The sequence below is a fragment of the Castellaniella hirudinis genome (genome assembly GCF_042651965.1).
Taxonomy (GTDB): Bacteria; Pseudomonadota; Gammaproteobacteria; order Burkholderiales; family Burkholderiaceae_B; genus Castellaniella; species Castellaniella hirudinis.
Genome location: NZ_JBHSDY010000003.1, coordinates 1 through 16,342, shown reverse-complemented (window position 1 = coordinate 16,342; position 16,342 = coordinate 1). Strand labels below are relative to the sequence as shown.

The window sequence follows — 16,342 nt, the reverse complement described above, 5'->3', positions numbered from 1 at the left end:
TTGTCGCATTCTCGCACGATTAGTTCATGCCGTCAGCACCCGCAGCCGCGCCGCGCGCAGGTCATCGCGGATGCGCGCCGCATCGCCCCCGGCAGCGCGGGCGATGGCGCCCGCATCCACCGCGCGCACCGCATCCAGCCGCCGCATCCAGGCCGCCGGGCCGACATCTCCGCGTACGCAATCCGCCGCCGCCAGCAGCGCCTCGAAACGCTCGGGACGGCGCAGTGCATCGCAGGATTCCAGCAACGCCAGCCAGGCGGCAGGATCGCCCGGCGCCGCGCCGGGCGGCGATGCGCCCGGTACGCCCGACGCAGCGGCGACCCCCGCCATCCCCGCCAGATGTTCCAGCACTCCCGGCAGCAACCGCGCCAGGTCGCGGCAGGCGGACGGCGCCCGCAACCGTTCCTGCAGTTCGGGCGCCGAAGCCCGGCACAGCAAGGCATAGCGCTGGGCCAGATCCAGCCCTCGGGCGGCGCCTTGCGCCAGACCATCGGCCACGGCGGCATGCCACGCCAGGCCGGGCGCGACCCGATCCAGCGCGCCGCATTCGGCCAGCACATCCAGCATGCGGCCGGGATGCGCCGTCATCAACCCCTTGGCGAATTCCTGCCAGACGCGTTCCGGCACCAGAGCGTCGACCTCGCCGTCGCGCACCAGCGCGCGGCACAGGTCCAGGGTCTCGGGGGCAATGGAAAAATCGTGGAAGCGCGCGGCGAAGCGCGCCAGGCGCAACAGGCGCACCGGGTCTTCGACAAAGGCCGGTCCCACGTGACGCAGCACGCGGGCCTGCACGTCGGCCACGCCGCCCAGGGGATCGATCAGCGTCCCGTCGGGCGCCCGCGCAATGGCATTGACCGTCAGGTCGCGGCGGCGCAAATCGTCCGCCAGGCTGACGTCCGGCCCCGCGTGAAACACAAAGCCCCGGTAGCCCCGGCCGGACTTGCGCTCGGTGCGCGCCAGCGCATATTCCTCGTGCGTGCGCGGATGCAGGAACACGGGGAAATCCCCGCCTACCGGCGTGAAGCCGCGCGCCGCCATGATCTCGGGGCCGGCGCCGACCACCACCCAGTCGCGGTCGCCCGCCGGCAGGTTCAGCAGCGCGTCGCGCACCGCCCCGCCGACGATGTAGACCTCCAGGCCCTCGACCGCCGGATCGTGTGCGGTCACGGCAAGGCCGTCTGCGTCCCGGCCATGGGGCTGACGGTGCCCAGGCGCGCCTTCAGCGAATCGGGCTGGCCGGAAAACAGCATCGAATAGTAGACCGCGTTGGACAGCACGTTCTTCACGTACAAGCGGGTCTCGGTAAAAGGAATGGTCTCGGCAAAGATCGCGCCTTCGACCGGCGTCAGCAACTGTGCGCGCCAGCGTTTCGGCCGGCCCGGCCCGGCGTTGTAGCCCGCCGTCGCCAGCAGTTCGGACCCGCTCAGGTCCTGCAACACCATGTTCAGGTAGTTGGTCCCCAGAATCGTGTTGGTGTCGAAATCATTGACCTGCCCCGGCTTGAAGTCCTTCATGCCGATCTTGCGCGCCACATGGCGCGCGGTGGCCGGCATCAATTGCATCAGGCCGGATGCGCCCACGCGGGAACGCGCGTCGGTGATGAAGCGCGATTCCTGGCGGATCAGGCCGTAGACCCAGGCGGGATCCAGGTCGATCAGGCGCGCCTTGGCGGCCACCTGCCCCTCGAAGGGCGCAATGAAGCGCTGGCTGAAATCGGTCACATTGCGCGTCTGCAGAGACGTGTTCACCACCCGATCGTAGATATGCTGCTCACGGGCGAATTCCGCCGCGCCGCGCAACTGGGCGTCGCTCATGCCGCGCAAGGCGAAATTCCATTCGGGCACGGCTTCCCGGCGCCAGCCCAGGTCGAACAGCGCCACGGCGCGCTGCAAACCGGGATTGGCCCGCGCCTGGGCGGTCCAGGCCGGATCCAGCGGATCGGGCTGGGGGGGCAGGGCCGGCGTGCGGCCCAGTTCTTCGGCCGCCAGCAGGCCGTAAAAGCCCTGATCATCGACGATGGACACGTAGTACTGGCGTGCGGCCTCGGCATTGCCCTGGGCCGCCAGCGCACGACCGTACCAGTAGCGCCAGACGGGCTCGTCGGCCTGCCGCGCGCTCATTTTGCGGATGGCCTCGCCCACCCGCTTCCAATCCAGGGGCGCGGCCCGCAATTCGGCGCGGACTTCCCAGGCATGGTTGTAGTCGGTCATCGGCACGAAACCGGATTGCCGGTACCAGCGCGCGGCCTCGGGATCGACGTTCAGGGCGGCCACCAGGCCGAACTGCCCCCAGACCCATTGCAGATCGGCCTTGGGCATCCAGCCGGCCCAGCGTTCCTGGATGAAGCGGGCGGCCTCGGGCCGGTCATTGCCGCGCGCCAGGCGTGACAGCGCGATGGCCGCCAGCTCGAAATCGACGCCCGAGCGCGGCTGGCTGCGGGATTCGAGCCACTTGCGCGGATTCTTCATCAAAGCGGCGTACTGCACCATGGCCGCATCGTCGAACACCACGCCCGCCATGCGGTCGGCATTGCCCTGCTTGCCGGTTTCCAGAATGTCGCGCAGCAGGCCGTTCAGTTCCTTGCGGCTGAGGATGTGGTCTGCCGTCACCTGGTCCAGCAGGTCCCAACAGTCGGCGACGGGCTGGAACACGTCCAGGACCTCGGTCGAGCGGGCGCGCTTGCCGCTTTGGTGGCGCGCCAGCAGCAGGGCGCAACGCACCGAGGCGGACGAATCGGCCACCGCCGGCACCTGCAAAGCCTGGGTATAGTTGCCGGACCGCGTCGCCGCCAGAATCCAGTCCGCGCGGATGCGTTCGTCCAGATAAGTGCCGGCTGCATCGGCCAGGAACTGGCGCACTTCGGCGTCGGGCACAGGCAGGGCGCGATTCTGCAGCCGGTTGCGCAAAGCCCAGTAGCGCGGGTACAGGCCCAGCACCGGGTCGGCGGCGGCCAGCGGCGCCAGCCGATCGACATCGGCCCAGCGCCGCTTCTGGACGGCGTCGTAGGCATCCTGGACGGCCTGGCGGGCCGCAGGCGGCACCGCCACAGGCGTCGGCGCGGGGGTCACGGGGGGCGGGGTTTCCGGGGCCGCGGATTCAGGCGCGGTCGCCTCGTCGGTCGGCGCGGCCAGCGTCACGCGCGGGGCCTCGCCCGCCTGCTGTTCAGCCGCCGTGGGCGCCTGGGCGCCGGCGCAGCCGGCCAGCCCCAGCAGGGCCGTCAGCCCCCAGGCCAGGGCCCCATGGCACAGCCGGGACGGGACCGACCCTGCGCCGCCAGCCAATCCCGGATATCCTATAACGTGATGCCCCATCGCCCAAAACCCCGCAAACCAGTCACACCATGAATCAGAACGCACAGGATAACGTAGCCGACCTGCGGGCGCGACTCAAACAGCGCCGCGCCGACCTCCCGCCTCAGGATCGCGACCGGGGCGCGCTGCTGATCCGCGGCCGCCTGTACACCTGGCTGGCGACCAACCGCACCCGCCTGCGCGAGTCGGGCCGCCCCGACATCCGCCACATCGCCGCGTTCTGGTCCATGGCCGACGAACCCGCCTTGCGGGCCTTGCTGGGTCAATGGGCCGAAGACGACACCCTGACGGTCTCGCTGCCGGTCGTCACCGCGCCCGCCCAGCCGCTGCAATTCCGCACCTGGACCCCCGACACGCCCATGAAACCGGGCGCCTACGGCATCCTGGAACCCGACAGCCCCGAGGCCCCCGCCCCCGACATCGTGCTGGTGCCCACGCTGGGCTACACGCGCCAGGGCGACCGCCTGGGCTACGGCGGCGGCTACTACGACCGCACCCTGGCCGCGCTGAAGGCCGCCGGCCATGCGTTCACGACGGTCGGCATCGCCTGGGCGAGCGGCGACCTCAGCGCAGAAACCTATACGCCCGCCACGCACGACGTCCGGCTGGACGCGATCCTGACCGACAAGGGCTGGGCCGTGCCGGCGCCGGAGCTATAGACGCGGCAGGCCGGCGGATGGCGCCCGGGATCGCTCAGGCGTCCAAGCCCAGGTTGGCGCAGATCTGCGCCACCGCATCGGCATTGTTCAGGGTGTAGAAATGCGCGCCCGGCGCGCCCTGCGCCAGCAGGCGCTCGGTCAGCCGCGTGACCACCTCGATCCCAAAGGCGCGGATGGACGCCTTGTCGTCGCCGAAGTCCTGCAGCCGCAAGCGCACCCAGCGCGGGATTTCCGCCCCGCACATGGACGAGAAACGCGCCAATTGGGTGTAGTTGGTCAAGGGCATGATGCCCGGCGTAATGGGGATGTCCAGCCCTTGCGCGCGCACCCGGTCGACAAAATCGAAATAGGCGTCGGGATTGAAGAAATACTGGGTGATGGCGCCGTCGGCCCCGGCGCGGACCTTGTCCGCGAAATGCCGCAGGTCGGATGCGGCGTTCTCGGCCTGGGGATGCATTTCGGGGTAGGCAGCGACCTCAATGTGGAAATGGTCGCCGTAGTGCTCGCGCACGAAGCGCACCAGATCGACGGCATGGTGCAGTTCGCCCGTGTCGCCGCCCATGCCCGAAGGCAGGTCGCCGCGCAGGGCCACCAGACGGCGGATGCCGCGCGCCTGATAGTCGTCCAGGATGGCGCGCAGTTCAGCGCGGGTCGCACCAATGCAGGACAGGTGCGGCGCCACGTCGGTGCCCAGGTTCTGCAGCATCTGCACGGTGTCCACCGTGCCCGTCCGGGTCGAGCCGCCCGCGCCGAAGGTCACGCTGACGTAGGCCGGCCGCAGGGCCGCCAGCCGCTTGGCGGAGCGCACCAGGCGTTCCTGGGCCGCGATGTCGCGCGGCGGAAAGAATTCCAGGCTGATCGTGGAGGAAGAAGACGCGCTCATGAAGCCAGCAACCCCGCCAAAGCCGTGGAGACGATGCTGTAGACGATCGCGCCGATCACGGCCCACCAGAAGCCGTCCACCTGGAAGCCTTTCAGGATGGAGCCGGCGAGCCAGAACACCAGGGCGTTGAGCACCAGCAGGAACAGGCCCAGCGTGACGATGGTCAGCGGCAGGGTCAGCAGAATCAGCAAAGGCTTGACCACGGCGTTGAGCAGGCCCAGCACCAGCGCGGCGATCAGCGCCGAGCCGAACGAGGCCACGGTGATGCCGGGCAGGATGTAGGCCACGATCAGCAGGGCCACGGCATTCAGGATCCAGACGAGCAGCAGCATGATGGAACTCCCGGGAAAGAAATCAAAATCGGACGGGCGTCCGCCCCCGGAAAACCGGGGGCGGGGCCGGGATCAATAGCGGTAGTGTTCGGGCTTGAACGGACCCGCCGCCGGCACGCCGATGTAGTCGGCCTGCTTTTGCGACAGCGTCGTCAGGTGCACGCCCAGCTTCTTCAGATGCAGGCGGGCGACCTTTTCGTCCAGATGCTTGGGCAGCACGTAGACCTGACCGGTCTTGTAGTGGTCGCCGCGCGTGAACAGCTCGATCTGGGCGATGGTCTGGTTGGTGAACGACGCCGACATCACGAAGGACGGGTGGCCGGTGGCGCAACCCAGGTTCACCAGGCGGCCCTTGGCCAGCAGGATGACGCGCTTGCCGTCCGGGAAGATGATGTGATCGACCTGGGGCTTGATTTCTTCCCATTGCAGGTCTTCCACCGAAGCGACATTGATCTCGCTGTCGAAGTGGCCGATGTTGCAGACGATGGCCTGGTCCTTCATGCGGTACAGGTGATCGCGGTCGATGACGTGGTAGTTGCCGGTGGCGGTGACGAAGATGTCCGCCTGCTCGACCACATCCTTGTCGCTCAGGTCCACCACCCGATAGCCTTCCATCGAGGCCTGCAGGGCGCAGATCGGATCGACTTCCGTGACCCAGACCTGGGCGCGCAGCGCGGCCAGGGCCTGGGCGCAGCCCTTGCCCACGTCGCCGAAGCCGCAGACGATGGCGATCTTGCCCGCAACCATCACGTCGGTGGCACGCTTGATGCCGTCCACCAGGGATTCGCGGCAACCGTACAGATTGTCGAACTTGGACTTGGTGACCGAGTCGTTGACATTGATGGCGGGGATCTTCAATTCGCCGCGCTGGGACATCTGGTACAGGCGGTGCACGCCGGTGGTGGTTTCCTCGGTCACCCCCTGGATCTGCGCCAGTCGCGTGGAATACCACTTCGGGTCACGGGCCAGTTGCGCCTTGATGGCGGCAAACAGCACGCGCTCTTCTTCATTGGTGGGGTTGGCGATGACGGAGGCGTCGTTTTCGGCGTTCGCGCCCAGGTGCAGCAGCAGCGTGGCGTCGCCGCCGTCGTCCAGGATCATATTGGCCTGCTCGCCCGGCCAGTCGAAGATGCGGTGCGTGTACTGCCAATAGTCTTCCAGGGATTCGCCCTTGACGGCGAACACCGGCGTGCCGCCGGCGGCGATGGCGGCGGCGGCGTGGTCCTGGGTGGAAAAGATATTGCACGAAGCCCAACGGACTTCCGCGCCCAGGGCCTTCAGCGTCTCGATCAGCACCGCCGTCTGGATGGTCATGTGCAGGCTGCCGGCGATGCGCGCGCCCTTCAGGGGCTGCGAGGCGGCGAATTCTTCGCGCGTGGCCATCAGGCCGGGCATTTCGGTTTCAGCGATGGCCAGTTCGCGGCGGCCCCAATCGGCCAGGGCGATATCGGCGATGACGTAGTCGTGTGCAGTGCTCATGATGGTCCTGTAGAGCCTGCGCGAAGGAACGGACAACGATGCCCATCCCCGCCCGCGCAGGGCAACGATGGGCGCCGTTCATGAAGAAGGTTCCTGAGCCTGGCGGTCCGCGTGCTCACCCGGAACGGGTGGCGGGACCGGTGCAGCGCCCCTCAGGAAAAGAGGGGCATTATATCAAGGCGCCGAGGGGACTGCGGGGTCAGGGGCCCGTGCCGCCGGCAAAAAGGCGTCGGAAAAACAGACGCCTTCGTCGAGTCCCTGGGCAATGAAGGCCGGCGCTGCCGTCTCGACCATCCGGACCGAACCGCACAGATAGACCTCGTAGCCGCTCAGGTCCGCGAAATCCGCCAGGATGGCCTCATGCACCAGGCCGGTGCGCCCCGCCCAGCCATCCCCTTCGGCGGACTCGGACAGCACCGGCACTACCGTGAAATTGCCGTGCCGGCGCTGCCACTGCTCGCAGCGATCCAGCATGTACAGGTCCTCGCGGCGGCGCACGCCCCAGTACAGGCGCATGGGCCGTTGAATGCCGCGCGCGAAAGCGTCCTCCAGGATGCTTTTGACGGGCGCAAAGCCCGTGGCGCCGGCCACGAACAGAATGGGCTGGCGGCTGTCGCGCAGCGTGAACCGGCCCAACGGGCCCTCGAAACGCACCACGTCGCCCGGTTTCATGCCCTGGAACACGTGGGTCGTGAACCGCCCTCCCGGGACGAGGCGGACGTGCAGTTCGATCAACCCGCCCCCGTCATTGGGCCGGTTGGCGAACGAAAAGGCACGCCGCTGACCGTCGTCGAGCATGATGTTGATGTACTGGCCCGCCTTGAAGTCCGGCAGCACGCCATCGGACGGCCGCAAGGCCAGCAGCATCACGTCGGCGGACAACGGCTCCAGACGGACGACCTGGGCGGTGTATTCGCGCACGACGCCGGCCGCGCCAGTGACGAAGTCGTCCACCTCGATGACCATATCGCCGCGCGGCACGACGCAGCACATCAGCGCCATGCCGCGAGACTTCTGCCCGTCGCTGAGCGCCCCGGGGCTATAGGGCCGATGATCGTAAGCGCCCTGCTGGACGGTACAGAGGCACAGGCCGCAGGCGCCGTTGCGGCATTCAAAGGACAGCGCCAGGCCCTCGCGCAGGCCGGCGTCGAGCACGGTTTCCCCCTCGCGCGCCTGGAGCTGCGCGCCGGCCCCCTGGGCGCCGTGGATCGCCAGCTCCGCCATCCGCCGCTCGCTGCGCCGGAACCGCGGCGGCCACCAGGGCAGCAGCGCGAGCAGCACGGAAGCGCCGATCACCACAGCCCACACCCAGGCCATCGGCCATTGCGTCATCAGCGGAAAGACCGCCATGTAGAACCAGTCGGGTTCGATCCGGGTGATGCCCTGGGCCAGGTGGCTGGGTCCGCCCTGGCTGTACACCGGCGCCACCAGCGCCAGCACCGCCATCGTCACGAGCAGGCCCGCGACGACGGGACGCGGCGGCGTCGTGCGCGCCTTGGGCACCCGCTGCGCATGGATCGTCATGACCATCAGCACCACCAGCGGCAGGCCCACGTGCATGAAGGACAGCAGGGTGAAGAAACGGTTGCCGACGTGCTCGTCGTAGAGAAAATTGCGCATCAGCGCGCCGTCGAAGATCGGCAGCCAATCCAGCCATTCGAAAGACGCCACCGTGACGTACTGCGCCAGCCGGTCCCAGGGCAGCATGTAGCCGTTGATGCCCGTGGCGTAGACCATCCAGATCAGCATGATCCCGGTCAGCCACGAAAACCAGCGGAACCCGCGAAACCGGTCAAAGGCGAAATAGCGCAGCATGTGCAGCGCCATCGTCAGCACCATGGCATCCGAGGCATAGCGGTGCACGCTGCGCAAAATGCCGCCCAGCCACCATTGCGCCGTGCTCAGGGCGACCACCGAGTCGTAGGCCTCGACGATGCCGGTCTCGAAGAACACGTACAGATACAGGCCGCTGCCCCCCACCACCCAGAACAGGAAGAAGGAGATGGCGCCCAGATGATAGAAGGGGTTGATGCGATCGCCGAACGCAGCGTTGAACAGCCCTTCGAGGCGCAGAAAGAGCCACTGCAGCAGGCCTTGGATGCTTTTGATCATTGGATCCCCTTCAGGCGCGCGGCGCGGGCGAACGGATGGCGCGGATCGCCACCACCACGAACAACAGCCCGCCGATGATGGCGATGAGGCCGCCCAGCCCCATCATGCCCATGCCGACCACCTCGCCGGTGCTGCGCAGCACTTGCTCGGCGCCCGCGACCTTGCGCTGCACCCCATAGCCGCCGGACCAGACCAGCCCGATGATGTGAATCAATTGCCCGATGCCATAGAGCCAGGGCTGCCAGGCGGCCATGCGGCCGCGCGGCGCCTGGCAGCCCAGCGCGGGCAGGACACGGTAGACCACGCCCATGAGCGCCAGCGTCACGCCGACGATGCAGCCGTGATAATGGGCCGGGATGCGCACATTGCTGCCGGCGATGAAGATGCCGATCACGCCGCCCGCCGCAAACACCAGCACGGAGGCCAGCAGCGCCGCGCGCAAGGGCCGCTGCTCGGGGGCGGCCAAGCGGGCCGCCAGCACGCCGTAAACCACCGACAAGCCGACTGGCAGGATGGCCGGCCCGCCGCCCAGGCGCATGGCCCAGGTCAGCAGGGCGCGGTGCTCGACGGAAGCCACGTCGTAGGCCAGATAAGCGTACGGCGTCACGAAGACCCCCGCCAGCGCCAGGGAAAACATCGCCACCGTCACGCGCGGGGTCAGCACGGAGCGCGCGCCGCAGGCGCTGGCCAGCCACAGCCAGGCCACCAGCATCAGCAGGGTCCAGGTGAACTGCAGGGCATGGCCGCCGCCCCAGAACAGGATCTCGTAGTAGGCCTTGCCGTGCAGCGAGGTCGGCAGTACGGCCCAGGACCAGACGAAGCCCAGCACGCCGACCGCCGCGGCGACGGCCGCCGCGCCCAGGCCGAAACCCAGCGCGCCCCGCCCGTCGTAATGCAGGCCCAGCCGGGGCGCCGCCAGCAGGCTGCGCAGCACCAGCAGCGTCGCACCCAGGCCGAACAGCACCAGCCCCGCCAGGAACAAAGGCGATTCGAGCACCGGGATGTAGTTGGCCATGACGGGCCGGCCCGGATCCAGGAAAGGCGCCAGCGCCATGGCGAGCGTGCCGGCGGCGGTCACCCACAGCCCCGGCCGGGCCAGCCATTGCGCCCGGGCGGTGCCGTACAGGCTCCAGAGCATGCCGGCCATGGCGACGAACCAGACCAGCACCGACAGGTCCACGTGCAGCACCAGGGAAATCTGAAAGAAATCGGCGGCCGGCAGCCACCGATTGACGAAGGGGGTGCGCGAGGCCACCAGCAGCACGGAGAACACGCCCGAACCGATCAGCGCCGCCAGGCCCAGGCCGAGCCAGCCGCGCCCCAGCGCCAGGCGGGCGTCCCCGGAAACGTCCAACTGGTAGTCCGCGCCCAGGCGCGCCGGCGGCGGCGGCGAAGGCAAGGCCGGGCGGCCCCGCAGGCCCGGCACGTGGAAGGGATTGGCGCTCATTGCAGGACGATGCCTCCCCTGGCGGCGTTGTAGTCGATCACCAGCACCTGGGCCGGCGCCAGGGAAACCACGGCCTCGCGCTGCTGGACGACGCCCCGGGCCGATTGATCATCCTTGAAGCGCACGCTGATCCGGTGTTCGCCCGCCGGGACGTCCAGGCGCCGGTACAGCGTAGAGACGCCGTCGCGCGACAGCCCCGAAGGCGCGGAGACGTGGCTGATCACCCGCTGTCCGTCGAGGTCGACTTCGATGCTGACGGGCGAGCGTTCCCGCTCGCATTTCATGTCCTTGCGCATATTGGGCGCGAGTTTGGCCAGTTCTTCGGCGGTATAGGGACGGCAATCGGCCAGCCGCGCGCCGTGATGCATGAAGCTGACCTTGATCTGCGCCATGCCGGACGGCAGGGGGTGGTAGGCGGGCCAGCGCGAAAAGACGCCGAGCGCCACAGCGAAGCAGCCATACAGCAAGGCCTGTCCCGCCCAGTCGAATACACGCGGCATCAGGGCTCTCCTCGGGTTTTGCGGCCCGCACGCCATTCGTTGAAGAAGAAGATCATCATCAGGAGGAAGAAGGTCGCGCCGCCGGCGATCTGGACCGGCAGGGTGTAATCGACCCGATAGCCGCCTGTTTCGGGGTCCAGCACCGTACACAGGATGCGGATGCGGTCCAGCAGGTTGTCGAGCAGGGTATTCGACGGGTTCAGGGGCAGCCCGGCGAGCAGCATTTTCAGGGGTTCGCCCAGGTCGCCCGCCGCCACGTCCTGGCCGTAGATCTGGCGCACGATGCGCCCCTCGGCGTCGAGGACGGAGACCTGCAGCACATGGTCGAACCCCGCCGGCGTGGCGGCATAGGCAAAACCGAAGTCCGCCGCCAGTGCGGGGACGATGGCCCCGGGCGGGCTGAGAAAATCCCAGTTGGGCGCCGCGATCCCGTACTGGGCGGCAAACGCCTTGAGCGCCTGCGGCGAATCCGCGGGCTGATTGAAACCGATGCTGACGACGTTGAACTGGCTGGAGCCGACGCTCTTTTGCAGGGCCTCGACGGCTTCTTGCAAGGCGCGGGTGGTGGCGGGACAGATCTGGAAGCAGCCGGTATAGATGAAGCTGACCAGCAGGGGCCTGCCCCGAAACGCGGACAGGGCCACCGGACGGCCCTGTCGATCCCGCAGGATATGTTCACCGATCTGCCGTCCGACCGCCGCCTGGCTAAGACGCAGGGCCTGCCCTGCGTCCAGGCCCGGACCGGCCGTGTCGGCGCGGCCCGGGGTCTGCCACATCCACAAGACCAGCCCCAGACCGCATGCCGCGATGCCGCGCCATGCGCGGTGAAACATCGAGCGGGAGGACATCGACCCACCGGCGCCCACGATCATCCCCGATGCGCCGCGCCTTAGCTCAGGCCCCACAACTGGCTCAGATATTTCCAGTTGACGAAGTAGTACAGCACGAAGGCCAGCAGGAACACCGAGGCCAGCACGAAGGTGCCGGGCGCCACGAAACCCGCCGAGCCGTAGGTCTGGGCTGCAGCCGTGGGCGCCGCGCGCTGGACCGGCGTGAAATGGGGACTGATCGCACCGGCATCGAGCCGCTTGCCGAACAGCAGAGAACCAAGCACCAGATAGACGAAGAGCGCGCCGCCGATGATGGCCACGACCCCGCCGATGCCCACCAGGCCCATCATCAGGTAGGCCGCGCCCGGCCATTCGTAGGCCAGGGCGTGGCCGTTGAAGGCCATGTCCCAGTGGCGGCGGGAGACCCCCAGCGTGCCGGCGCCCATCATCACGAGGCAGAAGAAGTACATCGCGAAGCCGAACAGGTAGGGCTGGATCCGCGCCAGGTCGGGCAAGATGATTTCACGCCGGAACAGCACCGGAATCAGGAAATAGGTCAGGCCCATGAAAGTCAGCGTGGAGCCGATGACGACGGTGGCGTGGAAGTGGCCGGGCACGTAGATGGTGTTGTGGATCAGCAGGTTGAGCTGCTCGGTCCCCATCATCACCCCCGAGATGCCGCCCAGGAAGCCGAAACCGATCAGCGAAATGAACACGCTGGAAAACACCGGATTGCCCCAGGGCGCCTTGCGCAGCCATTCGAACAGGCCCTTGTTGAAGCCCCGGGCGCGCTGCGCGACTTCCATGGCGCCGGGAATCGACAGGGCGTGGATCATCGAAGCCAGCACGGCGAAATACATGAAGTAGCTGGTGTTGACGATCTTCCATTCGGTGCTGACGCCCGGGTCGGCCAGGATATGGTGGGCGCTGGCAAGCTGCAGGAACAGGATGTACAGCAGGAAGGCGCCGCGGCTGACGCGCTCGGACATGGGCTTGGCGCCGAAGGCGATGGCCGCCACGGCGTACCAGATCGAGATGTGGGCCGCCACATTGATCTGCTGGGACGAGTGGCCCAGCGCCCACCAGATCACCCGATACACCAGCGGGTCGACGTTTTGCAGCAAGCCGATCGACATGAAGAAGGTCGGGATCAGGATGATGGCGCCGGACAGCAGCGTGAAGACCGCGATGATCGCCGCCGTCATCGCCCCGAACGTCACCAGGGGGACCGAGCCTTCGTAGGTCTTTTCCCGTTTGGCGACGACCATGGTGCCGAAGAACACGCCGCAGGCGATCAGCGCGCCGACGGCGAACACGATCAGGCCGAGATAGAACGACCAGTGCGCCATCATCGGCACATAGGAAGTCATCATCACGCTGGAATCGCCCCGGAACACGGCGATATTGTTGACCACGGCGCCGATGAGCATGAGCGCGTAGGCGAGCCAGGCGATCCTGGGGGCGGCGATACGGCAGCGCAACAGCGTCGAGGCGGCAAAGTACAGGACCGCGACCTCGAAGAAGATCATCCAGTAGATCAGCATGTCGAGGCCGTGCGCCGTCAGCACCATGTAGAAGGTGTCGGCGGGCAGCCAGTGCACGGCAGGCCAGCGGGTGAGCACCACGCCGATGGCCAGCAGCCCCCCGACGAGCAGCGCCACGATGGCCGTGACCGCATTGATCTTGATGAGTTTTTCCGCCTGATCCTCGAACTGCAGGCCCGAGCGCGGGCACGTGCGATAAGTGGTTTGGGTGGCCATGTCGATCCCTGTTTTACTTGACGTACAGGCGGCTCACCATCTCGTGGTGGCCGATGCCGCAATACTCATTGCACACGATGGAAAAGGTGCCGGATTCGGTCGGCGTGACCTTGATCACGTGCTCGTAGCCGGGCACCACCTGGATGTTCATGTTGACCGGCTGCAGCGAAAAGCCGTGGTTGTAGTCCATGGCCGTCAGGTGCAGCTTGTAGGTCTTGCCTTTTTCCAGTTCCAGGATCGGCCACCAGCTCCACAGCCGGGCGATCAGGTAGACGTCGGCGCCTTCGGGCGGCGCCACTACGGGGATCTTCTGTTCGGTTTCGGTGCGGACCGTCCATTTGTCCACGGCAGCCTGCGTCTGGGCCATGAACTTCACGGGATTGGTCTTGTAGGTCTCGGTCGCCAGGTTCTGTTTGCCGTAGACGTGCCAGAACACCATCATGAAGAACATGACCATGCACCAGATGAAGGCGATGACGATCCAGGTGGCTTCGAGGCGGTCGAGCGGGTGCTTCCACCACAGCCGTTCCGAGGGGGGCAGGATTGCGCTCATGGGGCTTCCTTATTTGGCTGCAGGAATGGTCAGAATGTCGATGAAGCCCCATAGGTTGTAGATGACCATGGGGATCATCACACCCAGGAACAGCAGTAGAAAGGGGCTGTCCAGCAGTTGCTGGATGAGCGGCACTTTTTCGTCCTCGTCATCATGGTGATCCATGCGTGTCTCCTCTTTTGAAATCTCCCGGGCTTTTTATTGGGGGATGGAATGGAAGCCCGGGCGCATCGATTTCAGAGTGTTTCAATTCTCCTGACCCGGAGCAGCCGACACCATGATCTGCATCAAGTCTGAAAAATGAGTGCGCGGTTTCCTGCAAATAGTCCGCCGGACCGACGCCAAAGGATGTGAAAATGCCGCACGGGCTCGTCCGGGATCCGGCACCCGTGACGTCGGCAACTCCACCCTTATCCGAGAAACCGCAGGCATGAGCGCATCCGCCCCCTTCCCCGACCGGTCCTCGCTCCGCGCAACACGCCGGCTGCGCATGTTGCGCGCCATGGCGTGGACCTGCGCCGCCCTGGTGCTGGTCATCATCGGCCTGAGCGCCCACATCCGCCTGACCCGGGCCGGAGCGGCCTGCGAGCCCCGGTCCCAGTGCCTCAGCCTGTCGTCCCAGGCGTCACGCGCGGATGCCGCCGTCGGTTCAGGGGAACCCGCACCGGCCGTGCGCACGGCGCACCGGGCGGCCGCCTCGGCGACCCTGCTGCTGGTGCTGGCCATGCTCGCGCTCACCCTGAGCGCGCAGCCCGCGCGATGCGCCGAACGCCGCCTGGTCCTCGGCCTGCTGGGTCTGACGCTGTGCCTCGCGGTGCTGGGACTCTGGGGGAGATCGTCGCTGCACCCGGCCGTGACGCTGGGCAATCTGCTCGGGGGCTTCGCCCTGTTCGCGCTCTGCACACGGCTGGCGCGGACCGCGACAGCCCCGGTCGGGATGACGGCCGGCGCCGCCACCGACGCGCCCGCGCGGCGCTGGGTCCGGCCCGCGATCCTGCTGGTCCTGGCCCAGATCGCCCTGGGCAGCCTGATGCGTGTGGACGCCGCCTGGCTGCACGCGGCGCACCGTGCTACAGGACTGGCCCTGGCGGCGCTGCTGCTGACGATATCCTGGCGGCTCTGGCGCCAGGGCGAACGCGCCCTGGCCGCCGCGCTGACGATCCTGCCCAGCCTGCTGGCGGCGCTGGGGCTGGCGCTGACGATGCCGGCCCCGCCGCCGGCGCTGATCCTGGCGCACAATCTCTGCGCCGCGCTGCTGCTCGCGGCACTGGCGAGCCTGCGGCGCTGAAGCGACCGCGGCCCCGTCACCGGGACTTGTGGTTCAATTCCAGTCATGCCCATCGCAGGCCGACGATCGGCCCATCATCGGCCTACCGGCCGGCTGAAATGACGACCGGCGTCACGCCCTTCACCGACACCACGCCATGCAATTCTTCGATACCGAGCAAACCCGCGCCCAGTTGAATTTCACCTCGCTGGTCCCCGCGTTGCGCCAGGCCTTCGCCGAAGGCGCCAGCGTGCCGCTGCGCCACACGCACCAGATCGAAAGCCAGGGCGTGCACGGCACCTGCCTGATCATGCCGGCCTGGAACCAGGCCGGCTATTTCGGGATCAAGACCATCAACATCTTCCCCGCCAACAGCCGGCGCGGCCTGCCCGGCCTGCACGCCACCTACGTGCTGTACGACGGGACGACCGGCGTGCCGCTGGCCCTCGTCGATGGCGACGAAGTCACGGCCCACCGCACGGCGGGCGCTGCGGCCCTGGGCGCCAGTTTCCTGGCCCGCAAGAACGCCGGCCGCCTGCTGCTGGTGGGCGCGGGCCGCATCGGCAAGCTGGTGCCCTACGGCATGCGCACGGTGCGCGACATCACCCACGTGGATGTCTGGAATCCCAATCAGGCTCGGGCCGATGCGCTGGTGGCCCAACTGAACGCGGACGGCTTCACCGCGCGCCGCGTCGACGACCTGGAACCCGCCGCCCGGCAGGCCGACATCATCAGTTGCGCGACGCTGTCCGAAGCCACGCTGATCCAGGGCCGGTGGCTGCAGCCCGGCACGCACCTGGACCTGATCGGCAGCTTTGCCCCCAGGATGAAAGAGACCGATGCGGACTGCTTCGCGGGCAAAGAAGTGTTCGTGGACACGGACGAAGCGGCGCTCAAATCCGGCGACCTGCTCGACGCCTTCGCCAGCGGCCGCTTCCGCAAAGAAGACATCCGCGCCAATCTGGAACAGCTCTGCCGGGGTCAGCATCCCGGCCGCCGTGACGATGAGGCCGTCACCGTATTCAAGGCGGTCGGGTCCGCGCTGGAAGACCTGACGGGCGCGGTCCTGGTGTACGAGGCGCTAGCGGGGCGGTAGCCCCCCACGCTGCGCAGCCTGACGGCTGCTTGCTGCCCCCCCAAGTGAACTGACCCCCAGAAGTTGGACGGTCACAGATTAGGCGGTCAAGGCCTGAGTTCGGTATTGCACCG

15 protein-coding genes and 1 riboswitch are annotated in these 16,342 nt (G+C 67.6%); of the genes, 3 read left to right on the top strand and 12 right to left on the bottom strand.

All coding sequences use genetic code 11. From position 1 onward, the window contains the following. Positions 1-24: 24 nt before the first annotated feature. On the bottom strand, positions 25-1,167 hold the full coding sequence (locus ACFO0J_RS05315; protein ID WP_376812023.1) for a tRNA CCA-pyrophosphorylase: 1,143 nt from the start codon (positions 1,165-1,167) through the stop codon (positions 25-27). Continuing rightward, on the bottom strand, positions 1,164-3,221 hold the full coding sequence (locus ACFO0J_RS05310; RefSeq protein WP_417281876.1) for a transglycosylase SLT domain-containing protein: 2,058 nt from the start codon (positions 3,219-3,221) through the stop codon (positions 1,164-1,166). The genes ACFO0J_RS05315 and ACFO0J_RS05310 overlap by 4 nt, the downstream gene beginning before the upstream one ends. A 119-nt stretch (positions 3,222-3,340) precedes the next feature. On the opposite strand from ACFO0J_RS05310, the gene ACFO0J_RS05305 reads away from it, so the two are divergent. Continuing rightward, positions 3,341-3,970, top strand: a complete 630-nt coding sequence (locus tag ACFO0J_RS05305; protein WP_376812021.1) for a 5-formyltetrahydrofolate cyclo-ligase — start codon at positions 3,341-3,343, stop codon at positions 3,968-3,970. Positions 3,971-4,004: 34 nt separating this feature from the next. Here ACFO0J_RS05305 and metF read toward each other — a convergent pair whose 3' ends face one another. The 10 genes from metF to ACFO0J_RS05255 all read right to left on the bottom strand — a co-directional run bounded on the left by metF (position 4,005) and on the right by ACFO0J_RS05255 (position 14,031). Further along, complete coding sequence (gene metF, locus ACFO0J_RS05300; RefSeq protein ID WP_376812020.1) at positions 4,005-4,853, bottom strand: methylenetetrahydrofolate reductase [NAD(P)H]; 849 nt, start codon at positions 4,851-4,853, stop codon at positions 4,005-4,007. Then, positions 4,850-5,188 carry a phage holin family protein gene (locus ACFO0J_RS05295; protein WP_376812350.1) on the bottom strand — a complete coding sequence of 113 codons (339 nt, stop codon included), beginning with the start codon at positions 5,186-5,188 and terminating at the stop codon, positions 4,850-4,852. Before ACFO0J_RS05295 ends, metF begins: the two co-directional genes overlap by 4 nt. Positions 5,189-5,257: 69 nt before the next feature. Beyond that, complete coding sequence (gene ahcY, locus ACFO0J_RS05290) at positions 5,258-6,664, bottom strand: adenosylhomocysteinase (protein WP_376812019.1); 1,407 nt, start codon at positions 6,662-6,664, stop codon at positions 5,258-5,260. Between the two features lie 62 nt (positions 6,665-6,726). Next, positions 6,727-6,824: riboswitch (S-adenosyl-L-homocysteine riboswitch) on the bottom strand. Between the two features lie 14 nt (positions 6,825-6,838). Next, a complete protein-coding gene (locus ACFO0J_RS05285) occupies positions 6,839-8,776 on the bottom strand; it encodes a cytochrome b N-terminal domain-containing protein (RefSeq protein WP_376812018.1) in 1,938 nt (645 codons plus the stop codon). A 10-nt stretch (positions 8,777-8,786) separates the two neighbouring features. Then, on the bottom strand, positions 8,787-10,223 hold the full coding sequence (locus ACFO0J_RS05280) for a cbb3-type cytochrome c oxidase subunit I (protein ID WP_376812017.1): 1,437 nt from the start codon (positions 10,221-10,223) through the stop codon (positions 8,787-8,789). Continuing rightward, the gene (locus ACFO0J_RS05275; protein ID WP_376812016.1) at positions 10,220-10,723 is read right to left on the bottom strand and encodes a hypothetical protein; all 504 of its coding nucleotides are present in this window, start codon (positions 10,721-10,723) and stop codon (positions 10,220-10,222) included. The genes ACFO0J_RS05280 and ACFO0J_RS05275 overlap by 4 nt, the downstream gene beginning before the upstream one ends. Then, positions 10,723-11,571 carry an SCO family protein gene (locus tag ACFO0J_RS05270; RefSeq protein ID WP_376812015.1) on the bottom strand — a complete coding sequence of 283 codons (849 nt, stop codon included), beginning with the start codon at positions 11,569-11,571 and terminating at the stop codon, positions 10,723-10,725. Before ACFO0J_RS05270 ends, ACFO0J_RS05275 begins: the two co-directional genes overlap by 1 nt. 41 nt (positions 11,572-11,612) lie before the next feature. Then, positions 11,613-13,313 carry a cbb3-type cytochrome c oxidase subunit I gene (locus ACFO0J_RS05265; protein WP_376812014.1) on the bottom strand — a complete coding sequence of 567 codons (1,701 nt, stop codon included), beginning with the start codon at positions 13,311-13,313 and terminating at the stop codon, positions 11,613-11,615. Between the two features lie 13 nt (positions 13,314-13,326). After that, positions 13,327-13,866: a cupredoxin domain-containing protein gene (locus ACFO0J_RS05260; RefSeq protein ID WP_376812013.1), complete on the bottom strand. Its 540-nt coding sequence runs from the start codon at positions 13,864-13,866 to the stop codon at positions 13,327-13,329. A gap of 9 nt (positions 13,867-13,875) precedes the next feature. Then, the gene (locus tag ACFO0J_RS05255; protein WP_376812012.1) at positions 13,876-14,031 is read right to left on the bottom strand and encodes a hypothetical protein; all 156 of its coding nucleotides are present in this window, start codon (positions 14,029-14,031) and stop codon (positions 13,876-13,878) included. Between the two features lie 265 nt (positions 14,032-14,296). Between ACFO0J_RS05255 and ACFO0J_RS05250 the strand changes: the two genes are divergently transcribed. Further along, positions 14,297-15,154, top strand: a complete 858-nt coding sequence (locus tag ACFO0J_RS05250; protein ID WP_376812011.1) for a COX15/CtaA family protein — start codon at positions 14,297-14,299, stop codon at positions 15,152-15,154. A 136-nt stretch (positions 15,155-15,290) separates the two neighbouring features. Next, positions 15,291-16,229: a bifunctional Delta(1)-pyrroline-2-carboxylate/Delta(1)-piperideine-2-carboxylate reductase gene (lhpI, locus tag ACFO0J_RS05245; protein WP_376812010.1), complete on the top strand. Its 939-nt coding sequence runs from the start codon at positions 15,291-15,293 to the stop codon at positions 16,227-16,229. The last annotated feature ends 113 nt before the right edge of the window (positions 16,230-16,342 follow it).